1 protein-coding gene is annotated in these 19,949 nt (G+C 73.3%); it reads left to right on the top strand.

The genetic code is table 11. The annotated features are described in order from the left end of the window. Window positions 1-59 precede the first annotated feature (59 nt). On the top strand, window positions 60-19,943 hold the full coding sequence (locus QRX50_RS31805) for a non-ribosomal peptide synthase/polyketide synthase (protein ID WP_285966805.1): 19,884 nt from the start codon (window positions 60-62) through the stop codon (window positions 19,941-19,943). The last annotated feature ends 6 nt before the right edge of the window (window positions 19,944-19,949 follow it).

The raw sequence follows: 19,949 nt of genomic DNA on the forward strand, positions 1-19,949 counted from the left end.
CCGGACCTCACGGCGTTGCTGGCGCTCGGCGGGAGCCGGCGCCCGCTCCCGGCGCGGCCATGGACCCGGACGTGCTGGTCGAGCTGGCCGGCGCGGCCGGCTACCGCGCGGCGGCCACGTGGTCCGGGGAGACGGCGACGGCGTTCGACCTCGTGCTGTCGCGCGAGGAGCCGGTGGCGACGTACACCGGTGCGACCGACGGGCGGCTGGCCAACGTGCCGGTGGTCTACCGGGACCCGGCGTCGCTGATGAAGGACCTGCGTACCCGGGTCGAAGAGGCGTTGCCGCACTACATGGTGCCCTCGGCGTTCGTGCCGCTGGACCGCCTGCCGATCATGACCAACGGCAAGCTCGACCGCGCCGCGCTGCCCCTGCCCGACTTCGGAGCGCTGGCGCAGGGCCGCTCGCCGCGAACGCCGCGCGAGGTCGCGTTGTGCACCGTGATGGCCGACGTGCTCGGTGTGCCCTCGGCCGGCGCTGACGACGACTTCTTCGCGCTCGGCGGCGACAGCATCACGTCGATCCGGCTCGTGCTCGGCGCCGCCCGCCACGGCCTCGCCATCACACCCCGGCAGGTTTTCCAGCACCGCACCGCCGAGGCGCTCGCCGCGTGCGCCGGCGAAGTGACCACAGCCGACGATTCGGCTGAGCCGCTGCTGGAGCTGTCCGAAGCGGACTCGGCCGCCCTCGGCTCGCACGCCGAGGTGCTGCCGGTGACCCCGTTGCAGCAAGGATTCTTCTTCCACGCCGCGTTCGAGGACGACGACGTCTACACCGTCCAGGAGATCTTCGACCTCGCCGGGCCGGTGGACCCGCCGACGCTGCGTCGCGCCGTGCAGAACCTCCTCGACCGCCATGCGTCGCTGCGGTCGGGTTTCCGCCAGCTCGACGACAGCCGCGTGGTCCAGGTCGTGGCGGCGCACGCCGAGCTGCCATGGCGGGAGATCTCGCCCGAAGCCGCCGCCGACGCCCTGGCCGCCGACCGCGACCGCCGCTTCGCCCTCGACCGGCCGCCGCTGCTGCGCGCCACGCTCGTCGGGCGCGAGCGGCTCGCCCTGACCTTCCACCACATCGTGGCCGACGGCTGGTCGGTCGCCGTGATGGTGCGCGAGATCCTCGCCCGTTACGGCGCAACCGAACCGCTTCGGCCCGAGCCCGCCTCGCGCACCGCACACCTGCGGCGGCTGGCCGCGCGCGACCACGACGCGGCGCGGCAGGCGTGGCGGACGGCGCTCGCGGGCATCGAAGAACCGACGCGCCTGGTGACCACACCCGCCGGGGTGGCGCCACGACGTCCGTCGCGCGTGCACTTCGCCGTCGACGCGGCGATCACCGCCCGGGTGGGCGCGTTCGCGCGCCAGCACGGGCTCACGCTCGGCACCGTGCTGCACGGCGCGTGGGGCCTGCTGCTCGGCCGCCTGACCGGCCGCGGGGACCTGGTCTTCGGCAGCACCGTGTCGGGCCGCGACCCCGGTGTCGCGGGCATCGAGGACGCCGTCGGCCTGTACATCAACACCTTGCCCGTGCGGGTTCGCTGGACCGGGGCCGACACCGTTGCCAGGCTGCTGCGACGGCTGCAGGACGAGCAGGCCGCGCTGCTGGACCACCAGCACCTCGGCCTCGCCGAACTGCAACGGATCGCCGGCGTGGGCCAGGAGGAGCTGTTCGACACGCTTGTCGTGGTCGAGAACTACCCGCGCGAGAACGACGACGCGAGTGCACTGCGCGTGACCGGCGTGGAGGTCGTGGACGCCGTGCACTACCCGGTCGCGCTCATCGCCACGCCGGGCGAGACGCTGCAGTTCGGCCTCAAGTTCGACGCGGCCCGCCTCGACGCGCGGGCGGCCGAGCAGCTCACGGAACGGTTCGTGCGAGTGCTCGAAGCGTTCGCCGCGGCCCCGGACGCGCCGGTGGCGCACGTCGACCTCGTCTCGGCCGCGGAGCTGGAGCTGCTGGGGGAGCTGAACGCGACGGCGGTTTCCGTGCCGGAGCAGACGCTGCTCTCGGCGTTCGAGCGGCACGCGGCCGAGACTCCGGACGCGACGGCCGTGCTGTTCGAGGACGAGCGGCTGTCCTATGGGGACCTCGCTGCGCGGGCCGCGGTACTGGCCCGGCGGCTGCGAGCCCGTGGTGCGGGGCCCGGGTCGGTGGTCGCCGTGGCGCTGCCGCGGTCGGCCGAGCTGATGGTGGCGCTGCTGGGCGTGCTGAAGTCCGGCGCGGCCTACCTGCCGCTGGATCTCGACTACCCGGCCGAACGGCTGGAGTACATGCTTGCGTCCTCCGGCGCCGCGTTGGTGGTCACCGAAGCGGGGACGGCCGCGCGGGTTCCGGCCGGCCTGGAGCAGGTGCCCCTCGACGGTCCGGACGTGGCCGATCGGCCCACCCGGGTGGCGAGCGTCGACGACGCTGCCTACCTGATCTACACGTCCGGTTCGACCGGCCGGCCCAAGGGTGTCGTGGTCACGCACCGCGCGATCGTCAACCGGCTCGCGTGGATGCAGCACGAGTACCGGCTGGGTGCCGACGACCGCGTGCTGCAGAAGACACCTTCGAGCTTCGACGTGTCCGTGTGGGAGTTCTTCTGGGCGCTGCGCGAGGGCGCGGCCGTGGTGTTCGCGCGGCCCGACGGCCACCGCGACCCGGCGTACCTCGCCGACGTGATCCGCACCCACGGCGTGACGACGCTGCACTTCGTGCCGTCGATGCTGGCCGCGTTCCTCTCCGTCGAGGAGGTCACCGACGCCCCGCGCTGGGTCGCATCGCTGCGTCGTGTGTTCACCAGTGGCGAAGCGCTGCCCGGCGAGGCCGCGTCCCGCTGGCGGCGGCTGACGGGGGTGCCGCTGCACAACCTGTACGGCCCGACCGAGGCAGCCGTGGACGTGTCGTACTTCCAGTTCCGCGACGGTCCGGAAGCGACTGTCCCCATCGGACGTCCGGTGTGGAACACGCGCCTGCTCGTGCTGGACCCGTGCCTGCGCCCGGTGCCCGACGGCGTGGCGGGGGAGCTCTACCTCGCGGGCGTGCAGCTCGCGCGGGGCTACCACGGGCAGTCCGCGCTGACGGCCGAACGGTTCGTGGCCGATCCGTTCGGCGAACCCGGCGCGCGGATGTACCGCACCGGCGACCTCGTGCAGCGCCGCGCCGACGGCGAGCTCGAGTACCTGGGCCGCACCGACCGGCAGGTGAAGATCCGCGGCAACCGCATCGAATTGGGCGAGATCGAGGCCGTGCTCGCGGCGCAGCCCGGCGTCCGCGCGGCCGCGGTCGTCGTGCGAGACGGCGCCCTGGTCGGTTACGCGGCGGGCGCCGCGGACCCCGACGAGCTGCGCGCCGCGCTGACCGCGGCGTTGCCCGCGACGATGGTGCCGAACGCCCTCGTGGTGCTCGACGAGTTCCCGCTGACCCCGAGCGGCAAGCTCGACACTCGCGCCCTGCCCGCACCGGCCGTCCCCGCGGCCGCGGCTGCGGTACAGCGCGGCGACGACCGCGGGTCGGCGCTGGCGGCGATCTTCGCCGAAGTGCTCGGGCTGGCCGAGGTCGGCGCCGACGGCGACTTCTTCCTGCTGGGCGGCGACAGCGTCACGTCGATCAGCGTGTCGAGCCGCGCCCGCCGGGCCGGGTTCGACCTGAGCCCGAAGGACGTGTTCACCCACCGCACGCCCGCCGCGCTCGCGGCACTCGGTGGTGTGCCCGTGGCGCAGGGGCCGGTACCCGATCCGGACGGGGTCGGCGACGTGCCGCTGCTGCCCGAGGTCCACCGTCTGCGCGACCTCGGCGACAGCGGCGCCGAGTCGATCCGGCTGCGTCTGCCCGCCGGCGCGGACACCGAAAGCCTTGCGGCGGCGCTGCAGGCGGTGCTCGACCACCACGACGGGCTGCGGCTCAAGCGCAGCCGAGTCGCGTCCGTGCTGTGGTCGCTCGAAACCCGCCCGGCCGGCGCCGTCGACGCCGCCGAAGTGCTGCTCGCCGAGAACAACACGGCCGAGAACAACACGGCCGAGAACAACACGGCCGAGTTCGATCCGGACGCCGGGATCCTGCTGCGGGCCGTCAGGTCCGGCGACCGGCTCCTGCTCACCGCCCACCCGCTGCTGGTCGACGCGCCGTCGTGGCGCACGATCGCGGCCGACCTCGCCACTGCGTGGACGGCGGTGCAAGCCGGGCGCACGCCGGTGTTCGCCGCGGTGGAAACCTCGCTGCGCACCCACGCCCGCGCCGTCACCGAGCGGGCGCAGGCACCGGAGCTGCTGGCGGACCTGGAGCACTGGGCCGCGACCCTCGCGCCGGGCGCCGCGACGGTCCCCGTCCCCGGCACACAGACCGAACGCACCGTGCGGTTCTCCGCCGACCAGAGCCGGGCCCTCGTCGAGCAGCTGCCGGCGTCGGTGCGTGGCGACGTGACCGACGTGCTGCTGACGGCGCTCGCCCAAGCCGGCGGTGAGCTGATCGTCGATGTGCTCGACCGTCCTGAAGGGACGCCCGACGCGGTGGGCGCGCTGCACACCGCGCGCCCGGTGCGGCTCACGGCGACGGACCTCAAGCAGGTCAAGGACCTTGTCCGCGCGGCCCCCGACGCCCTCGGCTACGGCCTGCTGCGTTACCTCAACCCGCAGGCCGCGCCGTTGTTCGCCCAGCTCGCCCGCGCCGACGTGCTGCTGCGGTACGCGAGCCACGTGCCGTTCGGCACGCAGGACTGGGGCTTCGCGGCCGGCCCGGGCGCACCCGCCGGCGCGCACGCGTTGCGCATCGGCGCGGTCCGCGAGGACACGCCGGACGGGCCGGTGCTGGCGCTCACCTTCGCCGGTGCCACGCCGGACTTCGTCGACCGCGTGGTCGCCGCGCTGGCCGACCTCGCCGCGACGGACGTCGCCGCGACCGGGCTGACCACTTCCGACCTCGCGCTGATCGAGCTGGCGCAGGACGAGATCGAGCACGTCGAACGGCTGAGCCCGCTGCCGCTGTCGGACATCTGGCCGCTCTCGCCGTTGCAGGAAGGCCTCTTCTTCCACTCCAGCTACGACCAGTCGCGCATCGACATCTACACGATCCAGGAGGCCATCGACCTCGACCGGCACCTCGACGCCGACCGCCTGCGGGCCGCGTGCGCGGCGCTGATGGACCGCACGCCGAGCCTGCACGCGGGTTTCACCAGCGAAGGCCTGCGCGGGCCGGTGCAGTTCGTCACGGCCGGTTTCCCGCCGCCGGTGACCGAAGTGGACCTGCGCGACCTGTCCGAAGCGGACCGTGAGCGGCAGCTGGCCGAGCTGATGGAGCGCGACCGGACGAGCCGGTTCGACCTCGGGCACCCGCCGCTGTTCCGGATCACGCTCGTGCGCCTCGGCGCCGAACGCGACCGCGTGGTGCTCAACCGGCACCTGCTGCTGTGGGACGGCTGGTCCGCGTGGCTGTTGATCGAGCAGCTCTTCGCGCACTACGAGGGCGGCGAACAGCCGGCCGGCGGGTCCTATGTGGACTACCTGCAGTGGCTGTCGCGCCAGGACGTCGAGGAAGCCACGGCGGCGTGGCGCTCCGCGTTGTCCGGCTTGAGCGAGCCGACGCTGATCGGCCCCGACACGCAAGGGCTGGAGCCCGTCACACCGGTCAACCTCGACGCGCACCTGACGCCCCAGCTGACCGACCGCCTGCGCGACGAGGCCCGCCGCCACGGTCTCACCGTGAACTCCGTGCTCAACGCCGCGTGGGCGCTCGTGCTGTCCACGATGGTCGGCCGCCAGGACGTGGTGTTCGGCGCCGCCGTCGCCGGGCGCCCCGCCGCGGTGCCGGACATCGAGACCACGATCGGCTTGTTCCTCAACACCGTGCCCACGCGCGTGCGGCTCGTGCCGGAAGAGCCGGTGCTCGACCTGCTGCGCCGCATCCAGTCCGAGCGCATGGACCTCACGCCGTACGAGTTCATGAGCCTCGGTGTGCTCCAGCGCGAGGCCGGCCACCGCGTGCTGTTCGACACGCTGTTCGTGCTCCGCGGAGCGGACGGCGACGAACGCTACGCCGGCCTGCGCCACCGCCACGGCATCACGAACCTCGTGAACGTCGACGCCACGCACTACCCGTTGACGCTCGTGGTCACGCCCGGGCAGTCGATGCGCGTGACGCTGTCCTACCGCGACGACGTGATCGCGGCGGACGAGGCCGCCGTGCTGCTGGGCCGCTTCACCGGGCTCGTCGAGCAGCTCGTGGGCGACCTGACCGCACCCGTCGGCGCGCTGGAGACGGTGTCGGCCGACCGCCGAGCGGAGCTGGCGGAGATCTGGGCGGCCACCGAGCACCCGATGGCGCGGGACACCATCGCCGACCTGCTCGCCGCCCAGGCCACGAGCACGCCGGAAACCACCGCCCTCGTCTTCGGCGAGCAGACGCTGACCTACGCGCAGCTGGACGAAGCCGTGAACCGCATGGCCCGGCTGCTGCTTTCCCGGGGCGCCGAGCCGGAACGCGTGATCGCGCTGGGGTTGCCGCGCTCGATCGACATGGTCGTGGCGCTGTTCGCCGTCCTGCGCACGGGCGCGGCGTACCTGCCCCTCGAACTCGACTACCCGGCCGACCGCCTCGCGCTGATGCTCGACGACGCCGGTCCGCTGTGCCTGGTCACGACCACCGCCGTCGCGCGGGACCTGCCCGAGGATCTGCCGCGGGTGCTGGTCGACAACGACGAAACGAAAGCCGAACTCGCGGCGTTGTCCGGCGGCGAGCCGGCAGACGTCGAGCGCCCGCTCTTCAGCCGCGACCGCGCGGACCGCCTGGAACACCCCGCGTACGTCATCTACACCTCCGGTTCCACGCGGAAGCCGAAGGGTGTGGTCACGCCGTATCGCGGCCTGACGAACATGCAGCTCAACCACCAGGAGGCGATCTTCGGGCCGGCCATCGCGTCGGCCGGCGGGCGGCGCCTGCGGATCGCGCACACCGTGTCGTTCGCCTTCGACATGTCGTGGGAAGAACTGTTGTGGCTCGTCGAGGGCCACGAGGTGCACGTGTGCGACGAAGAGCTGCGCCGCGACGCCCGCGCGCTCGTGGCGTACTGCAACCGGCACCGCGTCGACGTGGTGAACGTGACGCCGACCTACGCGTACCTGCTCATCGAGGAAGGCCTGCTCGACGGGGGCCCACTAGACGAGGGCCCACTAGACGAGGACACTGCGAGCCACCGGCCCGCGCTGGTGCTGCTCGGTGGCGAGGCCGTGTCCGAATCGGTCTGGAACCGCCTGCGCGACACCGAAGGCGTCTACGGCTACAACCTCTACGGCCCCACCGAGTACACGATCAACACCCTCGGCGGCGGCACGACCGACAGCGACACCCCGACCGTCGGCAAGCCCATCTGGAACACCCGCGCGTACATCGTGGACAACTGGCTGCGACCCGTGCCCGACGGCGTGCCGGGCGAGCTCTACATCGCCGGCACCGGCCTGGCCCGCGGGTACCTCGGGCGGCCGGGGCTCACCGCGGAGCGGTTCGTCGCGGATCCCTTCGGCGCGCCCGGCGCGCGCATGTACCGCACGGGTGACCTCGTGCGCCGCCGCCCCGACGGGAACCTCGACTTCCTCGGCCGCACCGACGACCAGGTGAAGATCCGCGGCTACCGCGTGGAGCTGGGCGAGATCGAGACGGCGCTGGCGCGGCATCCGCAGGTCGCGCAGGCGGCCGTGATCGCGCGGCCGGACCCGTCGGCGCCGGGGCTGCAGCGGCTCGTCGGCTACGTCGTGCCGGCCGAGCTCAGCGGCGACGAGCGCGACGCCGCCGAAGCCGACCAGGTCGGTGAGTGGCAGCAGATCTACTTCGACGAGTACACCGAGATCCCGACCGCGTTGTTCACCGAGGACTTCGCCGGCTGGGACTCCAGCTACGACGGCACGCCGATTCCATTGGCGCACATGCGGGAGTGGCGCGCCGCCACCGTCACGCGCATCGGGGAGCTGGCGCCGCGGCGGATCCTGGAGATCGGCGTCGGCACCGGCCTGCTGATGGGGCAGCTCGCGCCGCACGCCGAGGAGTACTGGGGCACGGACCTCGCCGCCCCGGTGATCGGGAAGCTGACGCGTGAGCTGGAACACGACGCGGAGCTGGCCGCCAAGGTCACGCTGCGGGCGCAGCCGGCGCACGAGTTCGGCGACCTGCCACGCGGGCACTTCGACACCGTCGTGATCAACTCCGTGGTCCAGTACTTCCCGAGCGTCGACTACCTCACGCAGGTGCTGAGCACGGCGCTGGACCTGCTCGCGCCCGGTGGTTCGCTGTTCGTCGGCGACGTGCGCAACCTGCGGCTCGCGCGCTCGTTCCACACCGCCATCCAGCTGACGCGCGCCGACGCGACGTCCGACGTCGCCCAGCTGCGCCGCGCGATCGAACGCGGTGCGGCGCTGGAGAAGGAGCTCCTGCTCGACCCGGACTACTTCACCGCGCTCGCGCACAAGCTGCCCGGTGTCGGCGCGCGGATCCGCGTGAAGCGGGCCGAACTGCACAACGAGCTGAGCCGCTATCGCTACGACGTCGTCCTCACCAAGGACGCCACCGGTGAAGTGCCGGTGGCGCAGGCGCCGCGCGTGCTGTGGGACGAGGTCGGCTCGCTCGCCGAGCTGGAGAGCCGGCTGACCGGCGACCAACTGCGGGTCAGCCGGATCCCGGACGCTCGGCTCGCGGCGGAGTTCGCCGCGATGCGGGCGCTCGACGCAGGCGCGCCGCTGCTCGACGTGCTGGATCGCTTCCACGGCGCCGGTGACGGCGTCGAACCCGAAGCGGTCCACCGCCTTGGCGAGAGTTCGGGCTTCGCTGTGCACACGACGTGGTCGACCGGCGTCGACGGGGTGTTCGACGCCGTGTTCGTCCGCGCGGACGTGCCGGTCTCGGGCCTCTACGTGCCCGCGGCGACCGGCACCAACCTCACGCGGTTCGCGAACAGCCCGACCGCCGCCCGCGGCAGCGCCGAGCTGGTGCAGGTGCTGCGTGACGAGCTGAAGCGGCAGCTGCCCGACTACATGGTCCCGGCCGCGTTCGTGACGCTCGGCAGCCTGCCTCTGACCGACAACGGCAAGCTCAACGTGCGCGCCCTGCCCGACGCCGAACCCGCTGTGTCGCTGGCGGAGAGCCGGCCGGCGGCGTCACCCGAGGAAGAGGTGCTCTGCGAGCTGTTCGCGGAGGTCCTGGGCCTCGAGCGCGTGGGCGTGGCGGAGTCGTTCTTCGACCTCGGCGGGCATTCGCTGCTGGCCACGCGCCTGATCAGCCGCGCTCGCACCGAGCTCGGCGCCGAGCTGGCGATCAAGGACCTGTTCGAGGCGCCGACCGTCGCGGAGCTGGCCGCCCGAGCGGGCAAGGGTGTGCCGGCGAGGCCGGCCGTCGTGCCGCGCGAGCGGCCGGAGCGGATCCCGTTGTCGTTCGCGCAGCAGCGGATGTGGGTGCTCGACCGCATGGACACCACCGCGGCGGCGTACACGTACCCGCTGTTCGTGCGGGTGCGCGGTCGCCTGGATGTGGCGGCGCTGCGGCTCGCGTTCGGGGACGTGCTGGCGCGCCACGAGGTGCTGCGTACCGTGCTGGCCGAGCACGAGGGTGAGCCGCACCAGTCCATTCTTGACTCGCCGGAGATCCCGTTCTCCGTGCTGGAGTGCGCCGAGTCCGAGGTGGACACTCGCGTCGCGGAGCTGGCCGAGCGGCGCTTCGACCTGGCGCGGGAGCTGCCGGTGCGGATCGACGTGCTGCGAGCCGGCGACGACGATCATGTCGTGGCCATGCTGCTGCACCACGGCGCGACGGACGAATGGTCCGACCGGCCGTTCCTCACGGATCTGGGCACCGCATACGAGGCCCGGTTGCTCGGGGCGGCTCCCGAGTGGACTCCGCTGCCCGTGCAGTACGCGGACTTCGCCTTGTGGCAGCGGGACTTCCTCGCTGATGCGGAGCCTGGACAGCTGGCGTACTGGGTCGGCGTGCTGCGCGGGTTGCCCGACGAGATCCCGTTGCCGGCGGATCGGCCGCGTCCCGCGCAGCCGAGCGGCCGGGGCGGCAAGGTCCGGCTGCCGCTCGACGGCGCGCTCGCCGAAGCCGTGCGCTCGTTGTCGGCGGAGGCCGGGGCGAGCTTGTTCATGGTGCTGCAGTCGGCCGTCGCGGCGCTGCTGCACCGGGTGGGCGCGGGCGACGATGTGCCGCTGGGCGCGCCCATCGCGGGCCGCACCGACGCGGCCGTCGACGGCCTGGTCGGGTTCTTCGTCAACACGCTGGTGCTGCGCACGGACGTGAGTGGCGAGCCGACGTTCCGTGAGCTGCTGGAGCGCGTGAAGGCCGCGGACCTGGTCGCGTTCTCGCACCAGGACGTGCCCTTCGAGCGCGTGGTGGAGGCGTTGAACCCGCCGCGGGTGCCCGGCCGGAATCCGCTGTTCCAGGTCATGGTCGGCTACCACTACCGGCCCGACGGCGACCCCGACGTGCTCAGGTTGCCCACGACGTGGCTCGAACCCGGGCACGCGACGGCCAAGTTCGACCTGCACTTCACGCTCGTCGACGAGGCCGGTGCGGGGCCGCTCACGCTGATGCTCGAATACGCGGCGGACCGCTGGACGGCGGAGTCGGCGTGTCGGCTGCTCGCCCGGCTGGGCTCCTTGCTGGCGCAGGCGGCGGCCGAGCCGTCGGTCGCGGTGGCTGCGCTCGACGTTGTGGCCGACGGAGAGCTGGCGTGCCTGGAGTCCTGGAACGCGACTGCCCACGACGTGCCGGTGGCGACGCTGCCGGAGCTGTTCGAGGCTCAAGTGGCGCGGACGCCGGATGCCCCGGCCGTGGTGTTCGAAGGTGCGGCTCTGTCCTACGCGGAGCTCAACGAGCGGGCGAACCGGCTGGCGCGGTGGCTTCGGGAGCGGGGTGCGGGACCCGAAGCGGTGGTGGCGGTGTCGTTGCCGCGGTCGCTGGACCTGGTGGTGGCGTTGTACGCGATCCACAAGGCGGGGGCGGCGTATCTGCCGCTGGACCCGGACTACCCGGCGGAGCGGCGCGAGTTCATGCTCGCGGACGCGGCCCCGGCCGTGGTGCTGGACGGTCCGGTCGACGTCAGTGGGTACGACCCGGCGGATCTCGGCGTGCGGGTGTCGCCGAGCGCGCCCGCGTACGTGATCTACACGTCGGGTTCGACCGGGCGGCCGAAGGGTGTGGTGGTTCCGCAGGCGGGGATCGTGAACCGGCTGCTGTGGATGCAGGACGAGTACGGTTTGACTGCGGATGACCGGGTGCTGCAGAAGACGCCGTCGAGTTTCGACGTGTCGGTGTGGGAGTTCTTCTGGCCGCTCCTCACGGGCGCGACGCTGGTCGTGGCGAAGCCGGAAGGCCACAAGGACCCCGCGTACCTGGCCCGGCTGATCCGGGACGAGCGGGTGACGACTGTCCACTTCGTCCCGTCGATGCTGCGGTTGTTCCTGGAGGAAGCAGCGGGGTGCGCCGGGCTGCGAGGGGTGCTGTGCAGTGGTGAGGCGTTGCCGTCCGACGTCGCGACGCGGTTCGCCGAGCTGCTCCCGGCCGAGCTGCACAACTTGTACGGGCCGACCGAGGCGTCCGTCGATGTGACGGCGTTCCGGGCGGCCGGTCCGTTCGACGGCCCGGGAGTCCCGCTGGGCCGCCCGATCTGGAACACCGGCACCCACGTGCTCGACGCGCGCCTGCGGCCCGTGCCCCCGGGAGTGCCGGGCGAGCTTTACCTGTCCGGCGTGCAGCTCGCGCGGGGGTACCTCGCGCGGCCGGGGCTGACGGCGGAACGGTTCGTGGCGAACCCGTTCGGTCCGCCGGGGGAGCGGATGTATCGCACGGGCGACCTCGCGCGGTGGACCGACGGCGGGGTGCTCGAGTTCCTCGGCCGCGTCGACCACCAGGTGAAGGTTCGCGGCTTCCGCGTCGAGCTCGGCGAGATCGAGGCGGCTCTCACCACGCTCGACGGGGTCACCGGTGCCGTCGTGGTGGCGCGGGACGAGCGGCTCGTCGCCTACGTCACCGGCGCACCGGGTGACGTGCGGGCCGAGCTGGCGAGAACCCTGCCGGAACACCTGGTCCCGGCCGTGGTCGTGCCGCTGGAGGAGTTCCCCTTGGCCCCCAGCGGCAAGCTGGATCGCGCCGCCCTGCCGGACCCGGAGTTCACGACGACCGGCGGTCGTGAACCGCGGTCCGACCGGGAACGCGAGCTGCGGGACCTGTTCGCGGCGGTGCTCGGCGTGCCGGCGCCGTCGATCGACGACGACTTCTTCGCCCTCGGCGGTCATTCGCTGCTGGTCATGCGGCTGGTCTCGCGGATCCGGGCGGCCGGTGCCGAGGTCAGCGTGCGGGACGTCTTCGAGGCACCGACGGTCGCGTCGCTGGCCGAGCGGCTGACCGCGCCGTCCGGTGACCGCCCCGAACTGGTGGCGGGGGAACGGCCTGAGGTGCTGCCGTTGTCGGCAGCCCAGCAGCGGCTGTGGTTCCTCTACCGGCTGGAAGGCCCGACCTCGACGTACTCGCTGCCCACCGCGTGGCGGCTACGGGGTGAACTGGACCTCGCGGCGCTGCGGGCGGCGTTCGGCGACGTCGTCACCCGGCACGAGGTGCTGCGCACGGTCTTCGAGGAGCACGACGGCGTCCCGGCGCAGCGGATCCTTCCCGGCGCGCCGCTCGACTTCGCGGCCGAGCGCGTGACCGACGCCGAGGCGCGGATCCGGTCCGAAGTGGACGTCCCGTTCCGGCTCGACGAGGCCCCACCGGTGCGTGTGCGCGTGCTCACCGTGGCCGACGACGAGCACGTGCTGCTCGTGCTGCTGCACCACGTGGTCACCGACGAGTGGTCGGAAGGCCCGTTGCTGGCCGACCTCGCGACGGCCTACCGCGCGCGGCTCGGCGGCGTCGCTCCCGAGCGGACGCCGCTGCCGGTGCAGTACGCGGACTACGCGTTGTGGCACCAGTCCCTGCTCGACGGCGAGCAGGAGAGCCAGACCTCGTTCTGGCGCGGCGCGCTCGCCGGGTTGCCGGAGGAGCTGGACCTGCCCGCCGACCGGCCGCGACCCGCGGAGTCCAGCCACCGCGGCGGCACGGTGACGTTCGAAGTGCCGGCCGGGCTCACGGCGCGGCTGCGCGAACTGGCGATCGAGCACGACACCAGCATGTTCATGCTCAGCCAGACCGCGGTCGCCACGCTGCTGCACCGCTTGGGCGCCGGCACCGACATCCCGCTGGGCGCGCCCGTGTCCGGGCGCACGGACGAGCGGCTCACGGACCTGGTCGGGTTCTTCGTGAACTCGCTGGTCCTGCGCACGGATCTGGCGGGCGATCCGGCGTTCGGCGAGCTGCTGCGCCGGGTGCGGGCGACGGACCTGGCCGCGTTCTCGCACCAGGACCTGCCGTTCGACCGGGTGGTCGAGGTGGCGGACCCGGAGCGTTCCCTGGCGCGGCACCCGCTGTTCCAGACCATGGTCGTGTACCTGCCGGAGGGCGCGGACCCGCCGCGGCTGGCGGGCCTGGAGGTCGTGCGCGAGGACGTGACGCAGGACGTCGCGAAGTTCGACCTCGAGTTCGGCTTCCTGGAGCAGCCGGGCGGCGCGATCGCCGGTGCGGTGGAGTACAGCGCGGACCTGTTCGACCGCGCGACCGCGGAGTCGTTCGCGACCCGCCTGGTGCGGGTGCTGGAGCAGGTCGCCGCCGATCCCTCGGTGCCGGTCGGCTCGCTCGACGTGCGGTCGGACGCCGAATCCGCGCTGGTGGAGACGTGGAATGTCACGGATCACGACGTGTTCCCGACGACCTTGCCAGCGCTGTTCGAGGCGCAGGTCGCGCGGACGCCGGATGTCGCCGCAGTGGTGTTCGAAGACGCGTCGCTGTCGTACGCGGAGCTGAATGCTCGGGCCAATCAGCTCGCCCGGTGGCTGCGCGACCAGGGCGCCGGGCCGGAGTCCGTGGTGGCGGTGTCGCTGCCGCGGTCGCTGGATCTCGTGGTGTCCCTCTACGCGATCCACAAGGCGGGTGCGGCCTACTTGCCGCTCGACCCGGACTATCCGGCCGAGCGCCGAGAGTTCATGCTCGCCGACGCGGCGCCCGCCGTGGTGCTCGACAGGCCGGTCGACGTGTCCGGGTACGGCAGCACGAATCTCGGTCTGACGGTTGCACCGGACGCGCCTGCGTACGTGATCTACACGTCGGGTTCGACCGGGCGGCCGAAGGGTGTGGTGGTTCCGCAGGCGGGGATCGTGAACCGGCTGCTGTGGATGCAGGACGAGTACGGTTTGACTGCGGATGACCGGGTGCTGCAGAAGACGCCGTCGAGTTTCGACGTGTCGGTGTGGGAGTTCTTCTGGCCGCTCCTCACGGGCGCGACGCTGGTCGTGGCGAAGCCGGAAGGCCACAAGGACCCCGCGTACCTGGCCCGGCTGATCCGGGACGAGCGGGTGACGACTGTCCACTTCGTCCCGTCGATGCTGGAGGTGTTCCTCGGCGAGCCGGGTGCCCGCGCGTGTCCGACCCTGCGGCGCGTGCTGTGCAGCGGTGAGGCCCTGCCCGCCGACCTCGTCGCGAGGTTCGACCTCGACGCCGAACTGCACAACCTCTACGGGCCCACGGAGGCGTCGGTCGACGTCACCGCGGCGCCCGCGCGGGTGGCGCCGTCGGGCCGGGTCCCGATCGGACGTCCGGTGTGGAACACCCGCACCCACGTCCTCGACGCGCGCCTGCGGCCGGTGCCGCCGGGTGTGCCGGGGGAGCTGTACCTGTCCGGAGTGCAGCTGGCCCGTGGTTACCACGCGCGTCCGGGCCTGACGGCGGAACGGTTCGTCGCGAACCCGCTCGGCGTCCCCGGCGAGCGGATGTACCGCACCGGCGACCTCACCCGCTGGACGGCGGACGGGGAGCTCGAGTTCCTCGGCCGCGCCGACGACCAGGTCAAGATCCGCGGCTTCCGCGTGGAACTCGGCGAGATCGAGGCCGCGCTGGGCACGCACCCGGCCGTCGCGCAGGCGCGCGTGATCGTCCACGAAGGACGGCAGCTCGTCGCCTACGTCGTCGCGAGCGGGGCCACGGACGATCTCCTCGACCACGTCGGGAAAACTCTGCCCGAGCACATGGTCCCGGCCGCCGTCGTGCCGCTGGCCGAGCTGCCGCTCACCCCGAGCGGCAAGCTGGACCGCCGCGCGCTGCCCGCACCGAAGTTCGAGGCCGGCGAGGATGCTCCGGCCACGCCCCGCGAGGAAGTGCTCGCGGAGCTGGTGGCCGGTGTGCTGGGGCTGCCGCGCGTCGGCGTGCGGGACGACTTCTTCCGTCTCGGCGGCGACAGCATCGTCGCGATGCAGCTCGTGGCCCGCGCCCGGGCCGCCGGTCTGCTGCTCGGCGCGCGGGACGTCTTCCGCCACCGCACGGTCACCGGGCTCGCCGAGGTCGCGGGAGAGGTGCCGGCCACGCCGTCGTCGCAGGGCGGCCGGCCGCTGCTGGACCTGACCGACGCGGAACGCGCGGAGCTGCAGGCGACCGCACCCGGCGCGGCGGAGGTCTGGCCGCTCACGCCGCTGCAGTCGGGTCTGCTGTTCCTGGCCACGGCCGACACCGAGGGCCCGGACGTCTACACGGTGCAGTTCGGGTCCGACCTCGCCGGCCCGCTCGACCCGTCCCGGCTGCGGCAGGCGGCGCGTGATCTGCTGGTCCGGCACCCGAACCTGCGCACGAGCTACCGCTACCTCGCCTCCGGGCGCCCGGTCGCGCTCGTCGCACGCTCGGCAGAACCCGAGTGGCGGGAGGCGACCGACGATGATCTCGACGCTGAGCTCGCGCGCGAGCGCCGCCGGTTCGACGTCACCGCCGGGCCGCTGCTGCGGTTCCTGCTCGTGCGCTTCGCCGACGGGAATCACCGGCTCGTCGTGTCGCACCAGCACCTGCTGCTCGACGGCTGGTCCGTGCCGCAGCTGCTGGCCGAGCTGTCCGCGCTGCACGCCGGTCGGGAGCTGCCGCCCGCGCTGCCGTACCGCGGTTACCTGGGCTGGCTGCGGGACCAGGACGAGGCCACGGCCAAGGCGGCGTGGCGCGACTCGCTCGCCGGGCTGGCCGAGCCGACGCCGCTCGCGCCCGTGGACCCGGATCGCGTGCCCGCGTTGCCGAAGCAGCGGACGCTCGAACTGCCCCTCGAAGCAACCGCCGAGCTGACGGAGCTGGCGCGCGAGCGGGGGCTCACGGTGAACACGCTCGTCCAGACGGCGTGGGGCCTGCTGCTCGGGTCGCTGACCGGGCGCACCGACGTGGTGTTCGGCGCGACGGTCGCGGGCCGGCCGCCCGAGCTGCCCGGCGTGGAGCGGATGCTCGGGCTGTTCATCAACACCGTGCCGGTGCGCGTGCGCCACGATCCGGCCGAACCGCTGTCGACGCTGCTGGAGCGCGTGCAGGAGGAGCAGTCCGCGCTCCTGCCGCACCAGCACGTCGGCCTGGCCGACATCCAGCGCGAGGCCGGGCTGGGTGAGCTGTTCGACACGCTCGTAGTGTTCGAGAGCTATCCCGGCGCCGAGGACGACCCCGACGACGGGCTGCAGGCGACGATCGTCGACCACCGCGACTCGACGCACTACCCGCTGACGTGGGCCGTCGAACCGGCCGAGCGGCTCCGGCTCACCGCCGAGTACCGCGCGGATCTGTTCACCGACGAGGACGCCGAGCGCCTGCTTTCCGGCATGGAACTGCTGCTGGGCGCGATGGCGTCCGAAGTGGACTGTCCGGCGGGGACGGTCGAGGTGCTGCCGGCCGCGCTGTCACGGCGGATTCTTCACGAGTGGAACGACGACGTGCTCGCGGTGGAGCCGTCGACCGTCGCCGGGCTGTTCGAGGCACAGGTGCGGCGCTCGCCCGACGCCGTCGCGGTCGTCGGCGGGGCGAAGTGGACGTATGCGGAGCTGAACGCGCGGGCCAACCGGCTCGCGCGGGCTCTGGTCCAGCGCGGTGCCGGGCCGGAGACGCTGGTGGCGCTGGCGTTGCCGAGGTCGGCCGACGTCCTGCTGGCGATCCTCGCCGTGCACAAGGCCGGCGCGGGCTACCTGCCGCTCGACCCGGACTACCCGGCCGAACGGCTCGCCGCGATGCTGGCCGACGCCCGGCCCGTGCTGCTGGTCACCGTCGAAGAGGTCCGAGGGGTTCTGCCCGAGTTCGGCGACACCGTGCTGCTGCCGGATCTCCTGGCGGCCGAAGTGTCCGAAGCGGACCTGACGGACGCCGACCGGCTACGCCCGCTGCGGCCCGGGAACCCGGCGTATGTGATCTACACGTCCGGTTCGACGGGCACGCCGAAGGGTGTCGTGGTGCCGCACGCGGGGCTGGTGAACCTTTTCCACAGCCACCGGGCGACGCTGCACCGGCCGGCCGTGGCGCGCACCGGGCGCGAGCACCTGCGGGTGGGTCACGCGTGGTCGTTCTCGTTCGACGCGTCGTGGCAGCCGCAGCTGTGGCTGCTCGACGGCCACGCCGTGCACGTCGTGCCCGACGAGGTGCGCCGCGACCCGGAGCAGCTCGCCGAGCTGATCCGGCGCGAGGGCCTCGACTTCATCGAGGTCACGCCGTCGCTGTTCACGCAGCTGGCCGACGCCGGGCTCGTCGAGGGTGACCGGTGCCCGTTGGCCGTGGTCGGCGTCGGCGGCGAGGCGGTGCCGGATGCGCTCTGGCGGCGGCTGGCCGAGCTGGTGGGCACCGAGGCGTTCAACCTCTACGGGCCGACGGAGTCCACTGTGGACGCGCTGGTCGCGCGGATCGCGGACAGCGAACGGCCGCTCGTGGGCCGGCCGGTGGCCAACACCCGCGCCTACGTGCTGGACGGCTCGTTGCGGCCCGTGCCGCCGGGCGTGACCGGGGAGCTGTACCTCGCCGGTCGCGGCTCGGCGCGGGGCTACCTCGGCCGGTCGGCGCTCACGGCCGAGCGGTTCGTGGCCGACCCGTACGGCGAGCCGGGCACGCGCATGTACCGCACGGGTGACCTCGCGCGGTGGACGCCCGACGGCCGGCTCGACTTCGGCGGCCGCGCCGACGACCAGGTGAAGATCCGCGGCTTCCGCGTGGAGCCCGCGGAGATCGAGGCGGCACTCGACCGGCATCCGGCCGTGGCGCAGTCGGTGGTCGTGGTGCGCGAGGCGCGGGTGAAGCAGCTCGTGGCGTATGTGGTGCCGGCGGCGCCGGTGGACGCGCCCGAGCTGCGGCGCCACGCCGTCTCGGCGCTGCCCGATCACCTGGTCCCGGCGGCGTTCGTGGTGCTGGAGCGGCTTCCGGTGCTGGCCAACGGGAAACTCGACCGCGCGGCTCTGCCGGCACCGGACTTCTCGGCCCAGATCGGCGGCCGCGCGCCGTCGACGGACCGGGAGCGCGAGCTGTGCGCGATGGTCGGCGAGGTGCTCGGTGTGCCGGGCTTCGGCGTCGACGACGACTTCTTCGCTCTGGGCGGCGACAGCATCGTCGCCATGCAGCTGGTGGCCCGTGTGCGCGCGGGTGGGCTGCGGATCTCGCCGCGCGACATCTTCCGGCACCGCACGGTGGCGGCGCTCGCGACGGTGGCCACTGAGGCCGGCGTGGCGAAGCCGGTGTCCGACGACGGCACCGGCACCGTCGGGCTGACGCCGATCATGCACGCGATGCGGGAGCTGGGCGGGCCGATCGCCGGGTACCACCAGGCGGCGCTGCTGATCACGCCGGCCGAGGTCACGAGCGACCGCCTCACGGCCGTGCTGCGGGCCGTCGTCGACCGGCACCCGATGCTGCGGGCGCGGCTCGACCGGGAACCCGTGCGGTGGGCGCTGCGGGTGCCCGAGCCGGTGGACGTGCGCGGCTGGGTGTCGCGAGTGGACGTTCGCGGCCTCGCGGGTGCGGAGCTGGCACGCGTGATCGCGGCGGAGGCCCTGGCCACGCGGGCGCGGCTCGACCCGGATGCCGGGGCGATGCTGCGGGCGACGTGGTTCGACGCCGGGCCGGAGCGGGGCCGGCTGCTGGTGCTGGTGCACCACCTCGTGATCGACGGGGTGTCGTGGCGAGTGCTGCTGCCCGACTTCGCGGCGGCGTGGGAGGCCGTGGCCGCCGGGCGGAAGCCGGAGCTGCCGCCGGTGGACGTGTCGTTCCGGCGGTGGTCCGAGGAGCTCGCGGCGCGCGCGGTGGAGCCGGCTCGCGAGGCGGAGCTGGACCGGTGGCGGTCGGTGCTCGCGGGTGGCGATCCGTTGCCGCTGCTGCGTTCGCGTGATCCGGAGGCGGACGTCGAGTCCGGGCTGGCGGCACTGTCGCTGACCTTGCCGGCGGCGGTGACGGGCCCCCTGCTGGGCCGCGTTCCGGCGGCACTGGGGGCGGCGGTGAACGACGTGCTGCTCACCGGCCTCGCGCTCGCGGTGGCCGACTGGCGCCGCCGCCACGGTGCGGGCGAGGGCACGGCGACGCTCGTCGACCTCGAGGGCCACGGCCGCGAGGACGAGCTCGCCGGTGGTGACGACCTGTCGCGCACGGTCGGCTGGTTCACCAGCGTCGTGCCCGTCTGCCTCGACCTCGGCGAGCTCGACCTCGCCGACGCGCTGGCGGACGGCCCGGCGGCGCGCACGGCACTGGAGCGCGTGCGGGCCGAACTGGACGCCGCCCCCGTGGCGGGCACGGGCTTCGGGCTGCTGCGGCACCTGAACCCCGTGACCAGGCCCGAGCTCGCGGCGCTGCCCGCGCCGGAGATCGAGTTCAACTACATGGGACGCTTCGGTCACGCCGACGAGGGCGACTGGGAGTATGCCCCCGAGGGCGACGCCGCCGACCTCGGCGCCGACCCCGGCAAGCGCGTCTCCCACGCGCTGACCGTCAACGCGCTGGTGGAAGACCGGCCCGGCGGCCCCGCACTGGCGGCCTACTGGTCGTGGCCCGAGGCCCTCGCGCCTGAAGAGCGGGTGCGCGACCTGGCCGAAACGTGGTTCCGCGCGCTGGGCGCCCTGGTGCGCCACGCCGAAGACGAGAAGTGAGAAAGG

Source organism: Amycolatopsis sp. 2-15, from assembly GCF_030285625.1.
GTDB lineage: Bacteria > Actinomycetota > Actinomycetes > Mycobacteriales > Pseudonocardiaceae > Amycolatopsis > Amycolatopsis carbonis.